Origin of the sequence: Micromonospora sp. L31, from assembly GCF_052068075.1 — a bacterium.
In the GTDB taxonomy this organism is placed as follows: domain Bacteria; phylum Actinomycetota; class Actinomycetes; order Mycobacteriales; family Micromonosporaceae; genus Micromonospora; species Micromonospora purpureochromogenes.
The window spans coordinates 1089854-1105526 of sequence record NZ_JBQHDC010000001.1 but is presented as its reverse complement, the minus strand read 5'-3'; the positions used below and the strand labels follow the sequence as shown (position 1 = coordinate 1105526).

The 15673-nt window shown below is 71.8% G+C and carries 14 protein-coding genes and 1 other RNA gene; 5 read left to right on the top strand and 10 right to left on the bottom strand.

Annotation, left to right across the window (positions count from 1 at the left end; genetic code table 11):
• Positions 1-16: 16 nt before the first annotated feature.
• The 8 genes from ACTMS9_RS05370 to pruA form a co-directional block, all read right to left on the bottom strand.
• Positions 17-481, bottom strand: coding sequence for a hypothetical protein (locus ACTMS9_RS05370; protein WP_441164255.1), 465 nt, complete (start codon positions 479-481; stop codon positions 17-19).
• 168 nt (positions 482-649) lie between these two features.
• Positions 650-1025: a transfer-messenger RNA gene (gene ssrA / locus ACTMS9_RS05365) on the bottom strand.
• A 106-nt stretch (positions 1026-1131) separates the two neighbouring features.
• Positions 1132-1611, bottom strand: coding sequence for an SsrA-binding protein SmpB (smpB, locus tag ACTMS9_RS05360; protein WP_210774828.1), 480 nt, complete (start codon positions 1609-1611; stop codon positions 1132-1134).
• 136 nt (positions 1612-1747) lie between these two features.
• Positions 1748-2623 carry a permease-like cell division protein FtsX gene (gene ftsX, locus ACTMS9_RS05355; RefSeq protein ID WP_441146984.1) on the bottom strand — a complete coding sequence of 292 codons (876 nt, stop codon included), beginning with the start codon at positions 2621-2623 and terminating at the stop codon, positions 1748-1750.
• A 70-nt stretch (positions 2624-2693) separates the two neighbouring features.
• The gene (ftsE, locus tag ACTMS9_RS05350) at positions 2694-3374 is read right to left on the bottom strand and encodes a cell division ATP-binding protein FtsE (protein ID WP_088969966.1); all 681 of its coding nucleotides are present in this window, start codon (positions 3372-3374) and stop codon (positions 2694-2696) included.
• A 118-nt stretch (positions 3375-3492) separates the two neighbouring features.
• Positions 3493-4614, bottom strand: coding sequence for a peptide chain release factor 2 (gene prfB, locus ACTMS9_RS05345; RefSeq protein WP_441146987.1), 1122 nt, complete (start codon positions 4612-4614; stop codon positions 3493-3495).
• Positions 4615-4678: 64 nt separating this feature from the next.
• Positions 4679-5194 (bottom strand): PadR family transcriptional regulator, encoded by a 516-nt coding sequence (locus ACTMS9_RS05340; RefSeq protein ID WP_088963825.1) that lies wholly within the window; start codon positions 5192-5194, stop codon positions 4679-4681.
• A gap of 250 nt (positions 5195-5444) precedes the next feature.
• Positions 5445-7073, bottom strand: a complete 1629-nt coding sequence (pruA, locus tag ACTMS9_RS05335) for an L-glutamate gamma-semialdehyde dehydrogenase (RefSeq protein WP_441146989.1) — start codon at positions 7071-7073, stop codon at positions 5445-5447.
• A gap of 355 nt (positions 7074-7428) precedes the next feature.
• Between pruA and ACTMS9_RS05330 the strand changes: the two genes are divergently transcribed.
• A complete protein-coding gene (locus tag ACTMS9_RS05330) occupies positions 7429-8442 on the top strand; it encodes a hypothetical protein (RefSeq protein ID WP_441164254.1) in 1014 nt (337 codons plus the stop codon).
• 82 nt (positions 8443-8524) lie between these two features.
• Here the strand turns inward: ACTMS9_RS05330 and ACTMS9_RS05325 are convergent, their stop codons facing one another.
• Positions 8525-9034, bottom strand: a complete 510-nt coding sequence (locus ACTMS9_RS05325; protein ID WP_210774833.1) for a DUF6912 family protein — start codon at positions 9032-9034, stop codon at positions 8525-8527.
• Positions 9035-9231: 197 nt separating this feature from the next.
• Between ACTMS9_RS05325 and ACTMS9_RS05320 the strand changes: the two genes are divergently transcribed.
• Both ACTMS9_RS05320 and ACTMS9_RS05315 read left to right on the top strand, forming a co-directional pair.
• Complete coding sequence (locus ACTMS9_RS05320; RefSeq protein ID WP_377604200.1) at positions 9232-9459, top strand: helix-turn-helix transcriptional regulator; 228 nt, start codon at positions 9232-9234, stop codon at positions 9457-9459.
• Between the two features lie 104 nt (positions 9460-9563).
• Positions 9564-10148, top strand: a complete 585-nt coding sequence (locus ACTMS9_RS05315; RefSeq protein ID WP_441147615.1) for an Rv3235 family protein — start codon at positions 9564-9566, stop codon at positions 10146-10148.
• A gap of 120 nt (positions 10149-10268) precedes the next feature.
• On the opposite strand, the gene secA is transcribed toward ACTMS9_RS05315, so the two are convergent.
• Positions 10269-13196: a preprotein translocase subunit SecA gene (secA, locus tag ACTMS9_RS05310; RefSeq protein WP_441146994.1), complete on the bottom strand. Its 2928-nt coding sequence runs from the start codon at positions 13194-13196 to the stop codon at positions 10269-10271.
• Positions 13197-13365: 169 nt separating this feature from the next.
• On the opposite strand from secA, the gene ACTMS9_RS05305 reads away from it, so the two are divergent.
• Together ACTMS9_RS05305 and ACTMS9_RS05300 are read left to right on the top strand one after the other, a co-directional pair.
• Entirely contained in the window at positions 13366-14523 is a 1158-nt protein-coding gene (locus ACTMS9_RS05305) for a GNAT family N-acetyltransferase (RefSeq protein ID WP_441164253.1), read from the top strand.
• The gene (locus ACTMS9_RS05300; protein ID WP_441164252.1) at positions 14520-15629 is read left to right on the top strand and encodes a GNAT family N-acetyltransferase; all 1110 of its coding nucleotides are present in this window, start codon (positions 14520-14522) and stop codon (positions 15627-15629) included. The genes ACTMS9_RS05305 and ACTMS9_RS05300 overlap by 4 nt, the downstream gene beginning before the upstream one ends.
• The last annotated feature ends 44 nt before the right edge of the window (positions 15630-15673 follow it).

Here is a 15673-nt window from a genome sequence, read left to right as displayed (position 1 = left end):
GGCCGGTTCCCGCCGGTCAGGTCTCCCCGCCGAGGTCCGTCTGATACGCCTGCCAGAGCAGGTCCGCGCCGCGCTGCCGGTGCCGGGACAGCGCCCGCAGCAGGTCGTCGGTGCGCCGGCGCAGCTCCTCGGCGCACACCCCGGGCCGGTCGACGGCCCGCTGGAGGTCGGCCAGCGCCGCGACGATGGCCCCGTGCTCCCGGGTGAGCAGCCGGACGCCGCGGTGCAGCCGGGGCGCCTGGGCGAGCACCTCCGCGTAGAGGCCGGCCGGGCCCTCGGTGATCCGGACGTGTTCGGCGAAGCCCCGGCGGACCGGGGCGAGGTGGACGATGACCCGTTCCCGCCAGCGCGGCTCCCCCGGCGGTACGGCGAGCGCCCGGGCCAGGGCGGGCAGGTCGCCGGGCGGGCTGGGCCGGCGCGCGGCGGGCGGGCGGACCGCCGGCGGGGCGACGGACGGCTGCTGGATCGGACCGGTGACCATGGGCACCTCCCGCGCTGCGTGCTACCGCGTACAGCGATGGTGGACCCCCTGCTCGGGCGCTGTCCAGGGGGCCGGAACGCCTCATTGGCCCCATCGGTCCCACTGGCCCCACAAGTATCCGGAAGACGACTGTGCGCCCCGGTCCAATGGACCGGGGCGCACATGAGGTGGTGGAGGTGCCGGGAATCGAACCCGGGTCCTTCGCCGGTTTGTCAGGGCTTCTCCGAGCGCAGCTCGCTATGCCTCTACTCGGCCCCACCGCTCACGCGAGCAAGTTGGTGTGACGGGCCCAGTCGCTGATTGATCTCGCCGCACGGACCCCGCGACCGGGTCCGATTGGCCAGCCTCCTAGCTGATGCCGGCTGACTGGGACGAAGGCGTTCCCAGGCCGACAGACTCACTACTCGCCTCAGGCGGCGAGAGCGAAGTCAGCGCGATTGTTCTTGGCGCTTATTGGTTTCCGACGAACGATTCTCGAGACGACGTCGGCTTCCTCGGCTCGCTTCCCCTGCCGCAACGTACGAAGTCGAAACCAGTCACCCCCTCGGTGGGCCGCCCTTCCGGCGGCTTCGTACAAGACTAACGCCTGCCGCAACGGGTTTCATCCCGAGCCCCGGGCCGGATTCACCGACTCGGACAAAGACGACAGATCAGTCGTCCATGCCCTTGCCGCGCCGGCCGGCCACCCGGGCGATCTCCCGGTCGGCGTCCCGCTTGGCGAGGTCCTGACGCTTGTCGTACGACTTCTTACCCTTGGCCAGGGCGATCTCCACCTTCGCCCAGCCGTCGGAGAAGTAGACCTGCAACGGCACCATGGTCAACCCGCCCTCGCGGGTCTTGCCGATCAGCCGGTCGATCTCCAGCCGCTTGAGCAGCAGCTTGCGGGTACGCCGGGGCTCGTGGTTGGTCCAGGTGCCCTGGGTGTACTCCGGGATGTGCATGCTGTGCAGGTAGAGCTCGCCGTTGCGCTCCTGGGCGAACGCGTCGACCAGGGACGCCCGACCGGCCCGCAGCGACTTGACCTCGGTGCCGGTCAGCGCCATGCCCGCCTCGTACGTGTCGAGGATGGCGTAGTCGTGGCGCGCCTTCTTGTTGGAGGCGACCACCTTGCGACCCTTTTCCCGTGGCATCGGCGCCACCCCCTTTCCTGGTGACCCACGACCGGTGCGACCGGCCGCGGGCAGAGATCATGCTACCCGAATGACAAGGACCCTCCCGCGCCGTTTATTCCGGCGCGGAAGGGCCCTCGGCGGAGCCGTCGGGTAACTAGACCCGCAGGTAGAAGCGGAGCGTGATCCAGCCGGTGACCGCGCTGAACAGCGCGCCGACGCCCGCCATGATCGGGAACATCAGCAGGATGTCGCCCCACGAGACCGGCGTGATCAGGCCCTCCAGGGCGGACAGCGAGCCGCTGCCGCCGAAGTACTTTCCGAGCGCCATGAACACCAGCGCGAGGATCGAACCGATCAGACCGGCGACCACCGCCTCCAGCACGAACGGCGCCTGGATGAACCAGTTGGACGCGCCGACGAGCTTCATGACCGCGACCTCACGCCGCTTGCTGTACGCGGCGACCTGGATGGTGTTCGCGACCAGGAGCAGCGCGGCGGCGGCCATGAACACCGCGATGACCAGCGCGAAGGTCTGGATGCCGGTGAGGACGCCGAAGACCTTGTCCAGCAGTCGGCTCTGGTCGACGATCTCGTCGACCCCCTCGGTGTCCTTGTACTGGTCGTAGATGTTCTTGTACTGCTCCGGGTTGACCAGCTTGAGCCGGAACGACTCGGGCAACTGGTCCGCCTTGACGGCGTTCACCAGGTCCGGGGCGTCCTGGTACATCTCCTGGAACCGCTTGTACGCCTCGTCCTTGTTGACGTAGAGGACCTCCTTGACCAGGGGGTCGCTCTTGAGCTTGGCGTCCAGGTCGTTGCGCTGCTGCTCGCTGACGTCGGTCGCCAGGAAGATCGAGACCTCGACGTTCTCGTAGTAGAGGTCCTTCATGTCGCCGACCTTCTGGTACAGCAGGCCGGCTCCGCCCAGCATGAACAGCGACACCGCCATGGTGATGATCATGGCGATGGTCATGGTGACGTTGCGCCACAGTCCGACCAGTACCTCGGACAGGACGTATTTCATCCGCATCGGGTGTTCCTCCGGCTCTCCGGCATGAGGTGTTCGTCGTCAGGGTGTACGGCAGGGGTGGAGCGCCGGCTCACCCGTAGACGCCGCGGGCCTGGTCGCGCACGATGCGGCCGCTCTCGATCTCGACGACGCGACGGCGCATCTGGTTCACGATGTTGGAGTCGTGCGTGACCATCACGACGGTCGTGCCGGTGCGGTTGATCCGGTCCAGCAGGCGCATGATCTCGATCGAGGTGTCCGGGTCCAGGTTTCCGGTCGGCTCGTCCGCCAGCAGGATCAGCGGACGGTTCACGAACGCCCGGGCGACGGCCACGCGCTGCTGCTCACCACCGGAGAGCTCATGCGGGTAGCGGTGCTCCTTGCCACCGAGCCCGACCAGCTCCAGCACCTCGGGCACGACCCGGCGGGCGACCGCCTTGGTCTTGCCGATCACCTCGAGAGCGAACGCCACGTTCTCGTAGGCGGTGCGGTTGGGCAGCAACCGGAAGTCCTGGAAGACGCAGCCGATCGAGCGCCGGAAGTGGGGTCGCTTCCAGGAGCGCATCGTGGTGACGTCCTTGCCGTTGACGACGACCCGGCCCTTGTTGGGGCTGACCTCGTGCAGCAGCATTTTGATTATCGTGGACTTGCCGGAGCCGGATGGACCGATGAAGAAGACGAACTCGCCCTTCTCGATCGAGACGGACACGTTGTCGAGCGAAGGCCGGGACGCCTTCGGGTACGTCTTCGTCACTTGCTCAAGCTGAATCACGGGTGGTGAGTCTACGCGGTGTAACCGCTGAGCCAAGTCCTACGCCCCACCTGTGCGAGGCGCGTCATCGATTGCCCCTCCCGCCAGGAGATCGACGACGCGCTCCGCCCCCGCTTGATCACACAGCGTCGTTGGCGAGCTGCTGCTGCTTGCGCCAGCGGATGCCGGCCTCGATGAAGCTGTCCAGTTCCCCGTCGAAGACCGAGGACGGATTGCCGGTCTCCTGCTCGGTTCGGAGATCCTTCACCATCTGATACGGGTGCAGGACGTAGGAGCGCATCTGGTCGCCCCACGAACCGGCGGCGTCCGTCTTGAGGCCCTGGAGCTTGGCCTGCTCCTCCTGCCGCTTGCGCTCCAGCAGCCGGGCCTGGAGCACGCGCAGCGCGGAGGCCTTGTTCTGCAGCTGGGACTTCTCGTTCTGGCAGGTCACCACGATGCCGGTGGGGATGTGGGTGATCCGGACCGCCGAGTCGGTGGTGTTGACGCTCTGCCCGCCCGGCCCGGAGGACCGGTAGACGTCGATCCGCATCTCGTTCTCGGGGATGTCGATGTGGTCGGTCTGCTCCACCACGGGCAGCACCTCGACACCGGCGAAGCTGGTCTGCCGGCGGCCCTGGTTGTCGAAGGGGCTGATCCGGACCAGCCGGTGGGTGCCCGACTCGACGCTGAGGGTGCCGTAGGCGTACGGGACCTTGACGGTGAAGGTGGCGGACTTCAGGCCAGCCTCCTCCGCGTACGAGGTCTCGTAGACCTCGGTCGGGTAGCCGTGCCGCTCGGCCCAGCGCAGGTACATCCGCAGCAGCATCTCGGCGAAGTCGGCGGCGTCCACCCCGCCGGCGCCGGCCCGGATGGCGACCAGCGCCTCCCGGGAGTCGTACTCGCCGGAGAGCAGGGTGCGGACCTCCATCTCCTGGATGGCCTTGCGCAGCCCGCCGATCTCCGTCTCGACCTCGGAGAGCACCCCCGGGTCGGCCTCGGCCTCGGCCAGCTCCAGCAGGACACCGGCGTCGTCGAGCCGGGAGCGGAGGCTGCCGAGCTTGCCGATCTCGCCGTTGACGTACGACAGCTGCGAGGTCACCTGCTGCGCCTTCGCCTGGTCGTCCCAGAGGTCGGGCGCGGACGCCTGCTCCTCGAGCCGGGCCTTCTCCTCGTGCAGGCGGTCGAGGTCGAGCACCGCCTCGATGTTGCGCAGGGTGGCGTCGAGTTCCTTGAGCTGTTCGGCGTAATCGGCAGCGGTCACGACAGACAAGCGTACTGTGCGTGCGGCGGTCCGCTCACGTCACACCGCCGACCCGGGCAGATGATCAGCCGACCGGGGCGGTCTTGAGCCAGGAAAGCGCCGCCTTGTGGTAGGCGACGGCGAACTCCAGCGCGCTGGCGTCGTAGGTGTCGCCCTCTTTCTTGGCGTTCTTCACCTGCTCGCGCACGTGCGCCAGGGCCTCGGTGTGGTATTCGTTGGCCGAGGCGTAGAGGTTCTTCAGCTGGCTGGCCGAGTGCAGGTCGCCGAAGGCGATCCGCAGGGCGATCGGGTTGCGGATGGTGTCCCGCCCCGGGTTCTCCGCCAACCAGCGGGAAAATGTCCGTTTCCCGCTGGCGGTGATCGCGTACGGCTGGCTCATCCGCGGCCCGGGCTTGCCCAGCCGCACGAAACCCCGCTCGGCCAGCACCGGCAACTCGCGGTAGACCTGACTGCGGGTCATCGACCAGTACGGCGCCAGTCGGCGCTCAGCGGCGGCCATCAGCTGGCCGCCAGTCATCGGGCCCTCGTGCAGCAGCCCCAGCAGGGCTGCCGCGGTGGGGTTGACTCCGGATTCCGCCATGCCCTCTAAGCTGCCACTTTGCCGTCGCAGCGTCCAGGATTTCCGGATTTGCCACCCGGGAGGATTTCCAATGTGCACTGTCGGCGGACGACAGTGCTGCCAGGACTATCGATGCCTACCGGCCGGACGGTGTCCGGGCCCCACCGGACGGCCGGTCGGGCTCCGCCGCGCAGCCAGCGACCCGCCCACGGCCGCGGGCCGGCCCCGGCCGCCGGTGACGCTGTGCGCGCCACCGGCGGCCGTCGCCGGTTCAGCCCATGTGCGGGTACGTGTGGTCGGTCGGCGGCACGAAGGTCTCCTTGATCGTCCGCGGCGACAGCCAGCGGACCAGGTTGAGCCAGGAGCCCGCCTTGTCGTTGGTGCCGCTGGCCCGGGCGCCGCCGAAGGGCTGCTGCCCGACCACCGCGCCGGTCGGCTTGTCGTTGATGTAGAAGTTGCCGGCCGCGTACCGCATCCGCTCGGCGACCGCCTCGACCACCCGGCGGTCGTTGGCGAAGATCGAACCGGTCAGCGCGTACGGCGCGATCGACTCGGCCTGGGCGACCGCGTCGTCGAAGCGGGCGTCGTCGAACACGTGCACGCCGAGGATCGGACCGAAGTACTCGGTGGTGAAGGTCTCGTGCGCGGCGTCGCTGCACTCGAAGAGGGTGGGCCGGACGAAGTAGCCGACCGAGTCGTCGGCGGTGCCGCCGGCGAGGATCCGGCAGGTGTCGTCGTCGGAGATCAGCTCCAGCGCGGCGGTGTGCCGGCTGAACGCCTTCTCGTCGATCACCGCGCCGCCGAAGTTGCTGAAGTCGGTGACGTCGCCGTAGGTCAGCGAGTCCGTGGTGGCGGCCAGCCGGTCGCGCAGCCCGCCCTCCCAGAGCGAACGCGGCACGTACGCCCGCGAGGCGGCCGAGCACTTCTGGCCCTGGTACTCGTAGGCGCCCCGGATCAGCGCGGTGTGCAGGGCGTCGACGTCGGCGCTGGGGTGCGCCACGACGAAGTCCTTGCCGCCGGTCTCGCCGACCAGCCGCGGGTAGCCCCGGTAGCCGGCGATGTTCTCGCCGACGGTCCGCCACAGGTGCTGGAAGACCTTGGTGGAACCGGTGAAGTGGATGCCGGCCAGGTCCGGGTCGGCGAGCACGACGTCGGAGACCTCCTCGCCCCGCCCGGTGACCATGTTGATCACGCCGGGCGGCAGGCCGGCCGCCTCGAACAGCCGCATGGTGAAGTGCGCGGCGAACTGCTGGGTCGGGCCCGGCTTCCAGACCACGGTGTTGCCGAGCAGGGCCGGCGCCGAGGGCAGGTTGCCGGCGATCGCGGTGAAGTTGAACGGGGTGACCGCGTAGACGAAGCCCTCCAGCGGGCGGTGGTCGAAGCGGTTCCACACCCCCGGCGACGACATCGGCTGCTCTTCGAGCAGCCGACGGGCGAAGTGCACGTTGAACCGGAGGAAGTCGATGAACTCGCAGGCCGAGTCGATCTCCGCCTGGACGGCGGTCTTGGACTGGCCGAGCATGGTGGCGGCGTTGAGCGTGTCCCGCCAGGGGCCGGCGAGCAGCTCGGCGGCGCGCAGGAAGATCGCGGCCCGCTCCTCGAACGGCAGCGCGCGCCACATCGGCGCGGCGTCCTTGGCGGCCTTCACCGCGGCGCGGGCGTCGTCGTGGGTGGCGTGGCCGGTGACGCCGAGCACGTGGGCGTGCTTGTGTGGCTGGACCACGTCGATCGACTCACCGCCGGCCATCCGCTGCTCGCCGGCGATCGTCATCGGCAGGTCGATACGCTCGGCGGCGAGTTCGGTCAGCCGCCGCTGCAGCCGCTCCCGGTCGGCGCTGCCCGGCTCGTAGGTGCGTACCGGCTCGTTGCGCGGCTCGGGTACGGAGAACACGGCGTCCATCACAGGCTCCTGTGCGATCTCGACAGCGGTGGCGAAACCGGACCCGCGGGCACCGACCGGACGGCCGGACGCCGGGCGCCGCGCGGGTGAGGCGTCGCGGCGGCGGGACCTCCGAGGATTCTCCCACGCCCGTTCCCCGCCGATCGCGCCCCGCCCGCCTGGAAACCATAGATCGAGAAGTGCGGGAGCGGGCCGGGCGGCGATCCGTACCCGAACGGCCCTTTCCGCCGAAGGAAAGCAGGCCGCCGGTGCGGGCGCGGGCGCGCGGAGGCAGCCGGGCCGGGCGCGTACGCTGGATGGCCGGTGACCTGCCCCGGTCCGCCGCTGCGGTCGGGCGCCCGTCGAAGGGGACACGATGAGCAAGCAGCCCGGCAGCTCGACGGCCGCGGAGTCGGACCGGCCGGACACCACCGACCCGGCCGACCAGGTCGCGCCGGTGGCCGAGGCCCCCCGCCCGGCGCGCGCCCCGGGCGCACCCGTGCTGGCCCTGCTGGCGGTCGGTTGGCTGGCGGCGATGCTCTGGTCGACCCGCGAGGCGATCAGCTCGGCGGCGGCCGGCCTCACCGCGATCAGCCTCTCCGCCTTCGCCCTGCCCGGGGTCATCTCGGCCGCCCTGGTGGCCGGGACCGCCGTCGCCCTGGCGGTGACCGGGCTGCTGGCCCGGCGGGGCGTCGACCGGGCCACCCTGCGCTTCGTGGTGGCGGTCGGCACCGGCCTGCTGGTCGGGCTCGCCGCCGCCCTCGCGATCAACCTGACCTACGCCGACAACGCGACCACCAACACGATCGCCGGCACCAGCGCCGCCGCGGCCATCATCGGCGGGGCACTGGCCGGAGCCCGCGACGCCGCCCCGGTCGGCGCCGTGGTCACCGCCGCCCTGGGCACGCTGGTCTTCGTGGTGGCGTTCAGCCGGGCCCGCGACCCGCTGTTCGACCTCTTCGGCGCCGACGGCTCCCAGGCGTCGCTGGTGAGCGCCGCCAAGTGGGTCTCCCGCACGGAGTCGCTGCTCGCCGGACTGCTCGCCGGACTGCTCGCCTTCGGCTACCTGACCTGGGCCCGCCGCCGTGCGCTGCGCCGCGACCCGGCGACGCCGGCGCTGCGCTGGCCGGCGTACCTGGTCGCCGGGGCCGGCCCGGGCCTGCTCCTGCTGCTCGCCGAGGTGATCATCCGGATCGGCGGCCGGACCCTGCTCGACCTGGCCAGCGCGCTGAGCGAGGCGGACGCGGTCGCCCAGACCAGCCTCGGCACCTCCCGGGTCGACAACGGCATCTGGGTGCTGTTCGTGGGCGCGCTGACCGCGCTCGTCGCCTTCGGCCGCACCCTCGGCCCGGCGCCCCACGACGACGAGCCGGAGCCGGTCGAGGACTGAGGCGGCTCCGCCCCGGGGCGTCCCGCTCCGCCGGGGGCGTGGCCGCTTCCACGGCGGGCCGGGCGCCCGCCGGCGGGCCGGATCAGGAGGCGGCGCGGAGCAGCAGGTCCAGCTCGGAGGGGTCGTACCACTCCAGCTCGTGGTCCTCGGCGCTGTCGACGGTGAACTGGGCGTCCGGGTCGCCCGCCAGGGCCTCGGCGACCACCTCGACGGCGGCGGCCACGTCGTCCACCGCGTCCGCCCCGTCCACGTGCAGCGCGGCCACCGACCGCACCGGCACCGGCTGGTCGAGCCGCACCGTGCTGGAGCCGAGGTCACCGTCGCCCCGGCCGACCGCCGACGGGGGCAGGTCCACCGAGACCACCACCCGGCGCCGGGGCGCGGCCGGGTCCTCCCGCAGCAGTTGGAGGGCGTCCTGGGCGGCGCGGGTGAACGCGACGTACTCCAGCTCCTCCTCGTCGCCCTCGGCGTACCACTCGCGCAGGGCGGGGGTGACGGCGTGCGCCTGGTCGGCCGACAGCCCCTGCTCCCGCAGCCGGGCCAGCATCGGCACGGTCGCCGGGACGTACACCCGGACCAGCTCGTCGCTCACCGTCGTATCCCCCGATCGTTCGCGGACCGGCGGGTCTGCCGGTCCGGGCGCCGATCATGCCGTACGCCGAGACCGTCATACACCCCGCACCGGCCCGGTGGAAGTTGCCGCACCGCAGCGCCGGCCGGGTGGGTGCTGGGCGGGTCCGGCCGGCGGTGGCAAACTGAGGCAAACGACGCCAACACCGGGGGTTATCCGTGGAGCCGAGGTTTCTCCTGCTCTCCGACGTGGCCACCGAGTTGAACGTGTCGGACTCGCAGGTCTACCACATGGTGCGCAGCGGAGAGCTGCCCGCGATCAAGATCGGTGGGCGCGGCCAGTGGCGCGTCGAGCGCGCCCAGCTGGAGGAGTACATCCAGCGCAAGTACGCCGAAACTGCCGAGTGGGTACGCGGCAACCCGCTCACCGACCGCGACACCGAGTAGCCGTCCCGACGCCGAACGCCATTGACGGCGAATACTGTTGTACCCGAGTATCGAAGCGTACCGGAGGCAAACAAACGCAAACGCAAGGATCAGAGGTGAGCGCCATGGTCGACTCCCGCCGTCCCGGCCCCTCCCGGCCCCCGGTCCGGCTACGCCCGGCCCCGGTCAGCGACCCGCCCTACGTCGACGAGTCGCCGGATCTCTGGCCCCGCCCCAGCGGCCAGCTCGCCCTCGACCTCTTCGGTGCCGCGCACCAGCCCGCCGGCCGCCCGCCCGGCCGGCGGCACGACTCCCGCCCGGGGCCGCCCCGGCCCCGCTCCGGCCCGCCGCCCGGCGCACTCGCCACGGCCACGCCCGAGGCCGGCCGCGCCGCCCAGCGGTTCGTCGCCACCTTCCTGGAGATCCTCAACGGCTACCGCCCGCCCGGGCAGCTCCGGTCCCTGGTGGAGCCCGGACGGGCCGCCGAGGTCACCGAGCAGCTGGCCCGGGCGTCGGCCCACACCGGCCCGCACCGCCGTCGGTCGAGCCGGCCGGTGGTGCACCTGCGCCGGCTCCGGGTGTGCGAGCCACGGTCGGCGGCCGTCGAGGCCGCCGCGGTGCTCGCCGGCGCCGGCCGCACCTGGGCGCTGGCGGTCCGCCTCGAACACCGCCGGGGCGGCTGGCTCTGCACCGCCCTCCAGGTGCTCTGACCACCTCGCCCGTTGTGACCGAGGATCCGACGGACGCGCGGCAGGACGGCGAGAGCCGCAGCCCCGAAGGACTGCGGCTCTCGCCGTACCGACTCGGCGGGGCGGGGCCCCGCGTCAGGATCAGGCGCCGCCGTTGGGCGCGCCGTGGCAGCGCTTGTACTTGCGGCCGGAGCCGCACGGGCAGGGCGCGTTGCGGGACGGGCCGTTGCCGCCCTCGGCACGCTCCGCCGGCACCGACCCGCGCCGGGCGGTGCTGGCCGCGACGGCCTGACCGCTCGCCCCGGTGGCCGCCGGACGACGCGGCGCGCCGGACGCCCCCGGCGCCGCCGGACGGGCCGGCGTCTCCGAACGCCCGACACCCAGGGCGGGCGCCTGCTGCTCGGGCCGCTCCACGGCCACCGCACCCTGGCCGGCCTCACCGTCGATGGTGGGCGCGGAGTACTGCAGGCCCTGCTGCTGCGGCGCGCGGTTGAGACCCTTGGCCCGGATCTCGACCGGCTTCTCCAGCAGCTGGACCTCCTCGGCCTCCGGCTCCTGCTCCTGGACCTGCACCTCCAGGTTGTAGAGGAAGCCGACCGTCTCCTCCTTGATGCCGTCCATCATGGTGGCGAACATGTCGAAGCCCTCGCGCTGGTACTCGATGACCGGGTCGCGCTGGGCGTACGCCCGGAGGCTGATGCCCTCCTGGAGGTAGTCCATCTCGTAGAGGTGCTCGCGCCACTTGCGGTCGATGACCTGGAGCAGCACCATCCGCTCCAGCTGGCGTACCGCCTCCTCGCCGAGCTGCTCCTCACGCCGGTCGTACGCGGCGTGCGCGTCCTCCTTGAGGCGGGCCAGCAGGAAGTCGGCGTCGATGCTGGCCCGACTGCCGCCGGCCTCCTCCTCCATCTCCTCGATGGTGATGCCGACCGGGTAGAGCTGCTTGAGGCTGGACCAGAGCTGCTCCAGGTCCCAGTCCTCGGCGTAGCCCTCGCTGGTGGCGCCGGTGACGTACGCGGTGACCGTGTCGTCGATCATGTTGCGGACCTGGTCGGAGAGGTCCTCACCGTTGAGCACGCGCAGCCGCTCGGCGTAGATCACCTGGCGCTGCTTGTTGAGCACCTCGTCGTACTTGAGGACGTTCTTGCGGATCTCGGCGTTCTGGCCCTCGATCTGCGCCTGGGCGCTCTTGATCTGGCGGGTGACCATCTTCGACTCGATCGGCACGTCCTCCGGGATGTTGAAGCGCTCCATCACCGCCTCGACCGCACCCGCGCGGAAGCGCTTCATCAGCTCGTCCTGCAGCGACAGGTAGAAGCGGGACTCGCCCGGGTCGCCCTGCCGGCCGGCCCGACCGCGCAGCTGGTTGTCGATCCGGCGGGACTCGTGCCGCTCGGTGCCCAGCACGTAGAGGCCACCGGCGTCGGCGACCTCCTCGGCCTCCGTTTCGCAGGCCTGCTTCCAGGTGGGGAGGACCTCCTCCATCGCCTTGGCGTACTCCTCGTCGTTCTCCAGCGGGTCGAGGCCGCGCTGGCGCAGCTCGCTGGCGGCGAGGAACTCGGGGTTGCCGCCGAGCAGGATGTCCGTGCCACGGCCGGCCATGTTGGTGGCGACCGTGACCGCGCCCTTCCGGCCGGCCTGGGCGACGATCTCCGCCTCGCGGGCGTGGAACTTGGCGTTCAGCACCGAGTGCGGGATGCCGCGGCGGCGCAGCAGCTGGGACAGGATCTCCGAGTTCTCCACCGAGACGGTGCCGACCAGCACCGGCTGACCCTTCTCGTGCCGCTCGGCGATGTCCTCGATGACCGCGTTGAACTTGGCCCGCTCGGTCTTGTAGATGACGTCGGCGCGGTCGATCCGGACCATCGGCCGGTGCGTCGGGATGGTCACGACGCCGACCTTGTAGACCTTGTTGAACTCGCCCGCCTCGGTCTGGGCGGTACCGGTCATGCCGGAGAGCTTCTCGTAGAGGCGGAAGTAGTTCTGGAGGGTGATGGTGGCCAGGGTCTGGTTCTCCTGCTTGATCTCCACCCCCTCCTTGGCCTCGATCGCCTGGTGCATGCCCTCGTTGTAGCGACGGCCGTGCAGGATGCGGCCGGTGAACTCGTCGACGATCAGGACCTCGCCGTCGCTGACGATGTAGTCCTTGTCGCGCTTGTAGAGCTCCTTGGCCTTGATCGCGTTGTTGAGGTAACCGACCAGCGGGGTGTTCACCGACTCGTAAAGGTTGTCGATGCCGAGCCGGTCCTCGACCTTGGCCACACCGCGCTCGGTGACCGCGATGGTGCGCTTGGCGTAGTCGACCTCGTAGTCGCCCTCGCCGTCGGTGCCGGGCTGCAGCCGGGCCACCACGCCCGCGAACTCGGAGTACCAGCGGGCGGAGTGCTCGGCCGGGCCGGAGATGATCAGCGGCGTCCGGGCCTCGTCGATGAGGATCGAGTCGACCTCGTCGACCACGGCGAAGTTGTGGCCGCGCTGGACCAGCTCGTCGCGCGACCAGGCCATGTTGTCGCGCAGGTAGTCGAAGCCGAACTCGTTGTTCGTGCCGTAGGTGATGTCGCACTCGTACGCGGCGCGGTGCTCGGCGGCCGGCCGGTTGGGCAGGACCACGCCGACGGTCAGGCCGAGGAACTCGTGCACCCGGCCCATCCAGGCGGCGTCGCGCTGGGCCAGGTAGTCGTTGACCGTGACCACGTGCACGCCCTTGCCGGACAGGGCGTTGAGGTAGACCGCCATGACCGAGGTCAGGGTCTTGCCCTCACCGGTCTTCATCTCGGCGATGTTGCCGAAGTGCAGCGCCGCGCCGCCCATCACCTGGACGTCGTACGGGCGCTGGCCGAGCACCCGGGCAGCCGCCTCGCGAACCGTGGCGAACGCCTCCGGCAGCAGGTCGTCGAGGGTCTCACCGTCGGCGAGCCGCTCCCTGTACTGCTCCGTCAGGCCGCGCAGCTCGTCGTCGCTGAGGTTGACGTAGTCGTCCTCGATCGAGTTGACGGCGGCGGCGATGGCCTTGAGCCGACGCACCATACGGCCCTCGCCGGCGCGGAGGACCTTTTCCAGAATCGACACGGATCAACGCTCCCCTAGACAGTCTCGAACCATCGTAGGCGCTCCATCGGCGCGATGGTCACTGGTGGCGGCGGTCCGGCCCGGCGAACCCGACATATCGCGCAGGCAGTGCCGCCACCGGCGGTTATCCGGTTACGCCCACCGCGAACGATCCGGCACGATGGCTCGGATGGAGCCTGTGGAGATCATCGAGGACGGCCTGCTGCTGCGCCCCTGGCAGGCCGCCGACGCGGACGCCGTGCATCGCGCCTGCCAGGACCCGGACATCCAGCGCTGGACCACCGTACCGCGCCCGTACCTGCCGGAACACGCCCACGGGTTCGTCACCGGCATCGCCCCGACGGCCTGGGCCGAGGGCACCGGGGCGCCGTTCGCGGTCTGCGACGCCGGCACCGGCGAGCTGCTCGGCTCCTGCGGCCTCGTCTCGATCGACCCCGCCCTGGCCTCCGGCGAGATCGGCTACTGGACCGCGCCCTGGGCGCGCGGGCGGGGCGTCACCGTGCGGGCCACCCGGGCGGTCGCGCGCTGGGCGTTCGACGCGCTGAAGCTGCGCCGGCTGGTCTGGCAGGCCGAGGTCGGCAACCACTACTCCCGGCTGGTCGCGCTGCGCGCCGGCTTCCAGGTCTCCGGCGAGCTGCGGCTGGCCCACCCGGCCGAGGGCGGCCGGACGGCGGGCTGGATCGGCTCGCTGCTGCCCGGCGAGGTGCCCGCGTCGGGCGAACCCGGCCCGGCCGGCCCGGACACCCTCGACGCCCGCCGGGCCGCCGTCTTCGGTCGGCCGCAGCCCGTCCTCTTCGCCACGACGGGCGACACCGAGCTGCGGCTGCGCCCGATGGAGGAACGCGACTTGGATGCGATCGCGACAACCTGCCAGGATCCCGACACGATCCGGTGGACCACCGTGCCGCATCCCTACCAGCGGAACGACGCCGAGGAGTTCCTCGACCACTGCCGGACCAACTGGGCGCGCGGCGCCAGCGCCTGCTTCGTGATCGCCGACGCCGACGACGCCTACGCCGGCACCATCGACCTGCGTCTGAGCCCCGCCGACCCGCTCCTGGCCGACGTGGGCTTCATGACCGCCCCGCACGCCCGGGGCCGCGGCTGGATGCCGGCCGCGCTCGCCGCGCTGACCGCCTGGGGCTTCACCACGCTGGGCCTGGCCCGGATCGAGTGGAAGGCACACGTCGGCAACACCGCCTCCCGGCGGGTCGCCGAGAAGGCCGGGTTCACCGTCGAGGGCACCGCCCGGGGCGGGTTGCAGCACCGGGGCGAACGGGTCGACGCCTGGGTGGCCGCGCTGCTCGCCGAGGACCTGACCTCGTGACCCCCGAGATCGTCGAGTCCCACGGCATCCGGCTGCGCCCGTTCCGGCTCGACGACGTCGCGGACACCGCCACCGCCTGCGCCGACCCGCTCACCCGACGGTTCATCTCCGGCATGCCCGACCCGTACACCGAGCAGAGCGCCCGGTGGTGGATCACCGAGGGCGCGCCGGCCGCCTGGGCCACCGGCGGCGCCGCGTACGCGATCGCCGACCCCGCCTCCGACCGGCTGCTCGGCGGGATCGGGCTGAGTCAGCCGGTCCCGGCGCGGGGCCAGGCGGAGATCGGCTACTGGGTGGCGCCGTGGGCCCGCGGCCAGGGCGTGGCCACTGCCGCCACCCGCGCGCTGGCCGGGCACGCCTTCGCCGCCGGCATCGCCCGGCTGGAGTTGCTCACCCACGAGGAGAACGCGGCGAGCATGCGGGTGGCGCTCGCCGCCGGCTTCCGGTACGAGGGGGTCCGCCGGGCCGCGAACCCGACGCGCGGCGGCGGGCGGCATGACCTGTGGGCCTGGGTACGCCTCGCCGACGACCCCGCCGGCCCGACGCCCCGCGCGCTGCCGGACCTGCCCGACGGCCGGCTCACCGACGGCGTGCTGACGCTGCGCCGGCTGACCCCCGCGGACACCGACGCGCTGTACCGGCTGCACACGCTGCCCGAGGTGGTGGCGAACCGGGTACGGCAGGTCCCGCCGACCCGGGCGGCGATCGCGCGGCGCTGCGCCGTCGCGGAGAGCGAATGGCTGGTCGGCAGCGCGGCCGACTTCGCGCTCTGCGACGCGCGCACCGGGGAACTGGCCGGCGGCTGCGCGATGAGCTACGACGAGCCGGCCACCGGCCAGGCGATGCTCGGCTACAGCCTGCTGCCCGCGGCGCGCGGCCGGGGGCTGGCCACCCGGGCGGTGCGTCTGGTCGCCGACTGGGCCTTCGGGCCGGTCGGCCTCGCCCGGCTCTGGGCCGGTACCGCGCCGGACAACCTCGGCTCCCAGCGGGTGCTGGAGCGGGCCGGGTTCCGGCGGGAGGGGCTGATGCGGGGTCGGCTCCCCGGCCGGGACGGGCTCCGGGCGGACGCGGTGCTCTACGCACTGCTCGCCGACGACCCGCGCTGAACGCGCCGGCCACCGGAGCCGGGATGGGCGAACCACCCGGCCCC

Excerpts from the sequence above, each read along its gene's own strand:
- pruA (WP_441146989.1), bottom strand. The coding sequence starts at position 7,073 with ATGGACGCCGTGTTCTCCGTACCCGAGCCGCGCAACGAGCCGGTACGC.
- ACTMS9_RS05315 (WP_441147615.1), top strand. The coding sequence starts at position 9,564 with ATGGTCGACTCCCGCCGTCCCGGCCCCTCCCGGCCCCCGGTCCGGCTA.
- ACTMS9_RS05330 (WP_441164254.1), top strand. The coding sequence starts at position 7,429 with ATGAGCAAGCAGCCCGGCAGCTCGACGGCCGCGGAGTCGGACCGGCCG.
- ACTMS9_RS05370 (WP_441164255.1), bottom strand. The coding sequence starts at position 481 with ATGGTCACCGGTCCGATCCAGCAGCCGTCCGTCGCCCCGCCGGCGGTC.
- ACTMS9_RS05305 (WP_441164253.1), top strand. The coding sequence starts at position 13,366 with ATGGAGCCTGTGGAGATCATCGAGGACGGCCTGCTGCTGCGCCCCTGG.
- ACTMS9_RS05340 (WP_088963825.1), bottom strand. The coding sequence starts at position 5,194 with ATGGCGGAATCCGGAGTCAACCCCACCGCGGCAGCCCTGCTGGGGCTG.
- smpB (WP_210774828.1), bottom strand. The coding sequence starts at position 1,611 with ATGCCACGGGAAAAGGGTCGCAAGGTGGTCGCCTCCAACAAGAAGGCG.
- ftsX (WP_441146984.1), bottom strand. The coding sequence starts at position 2,623 with ATGCGGATGAAATACGTCCTGTCCGAGGTACTGGTCGGACTGTGGCGC.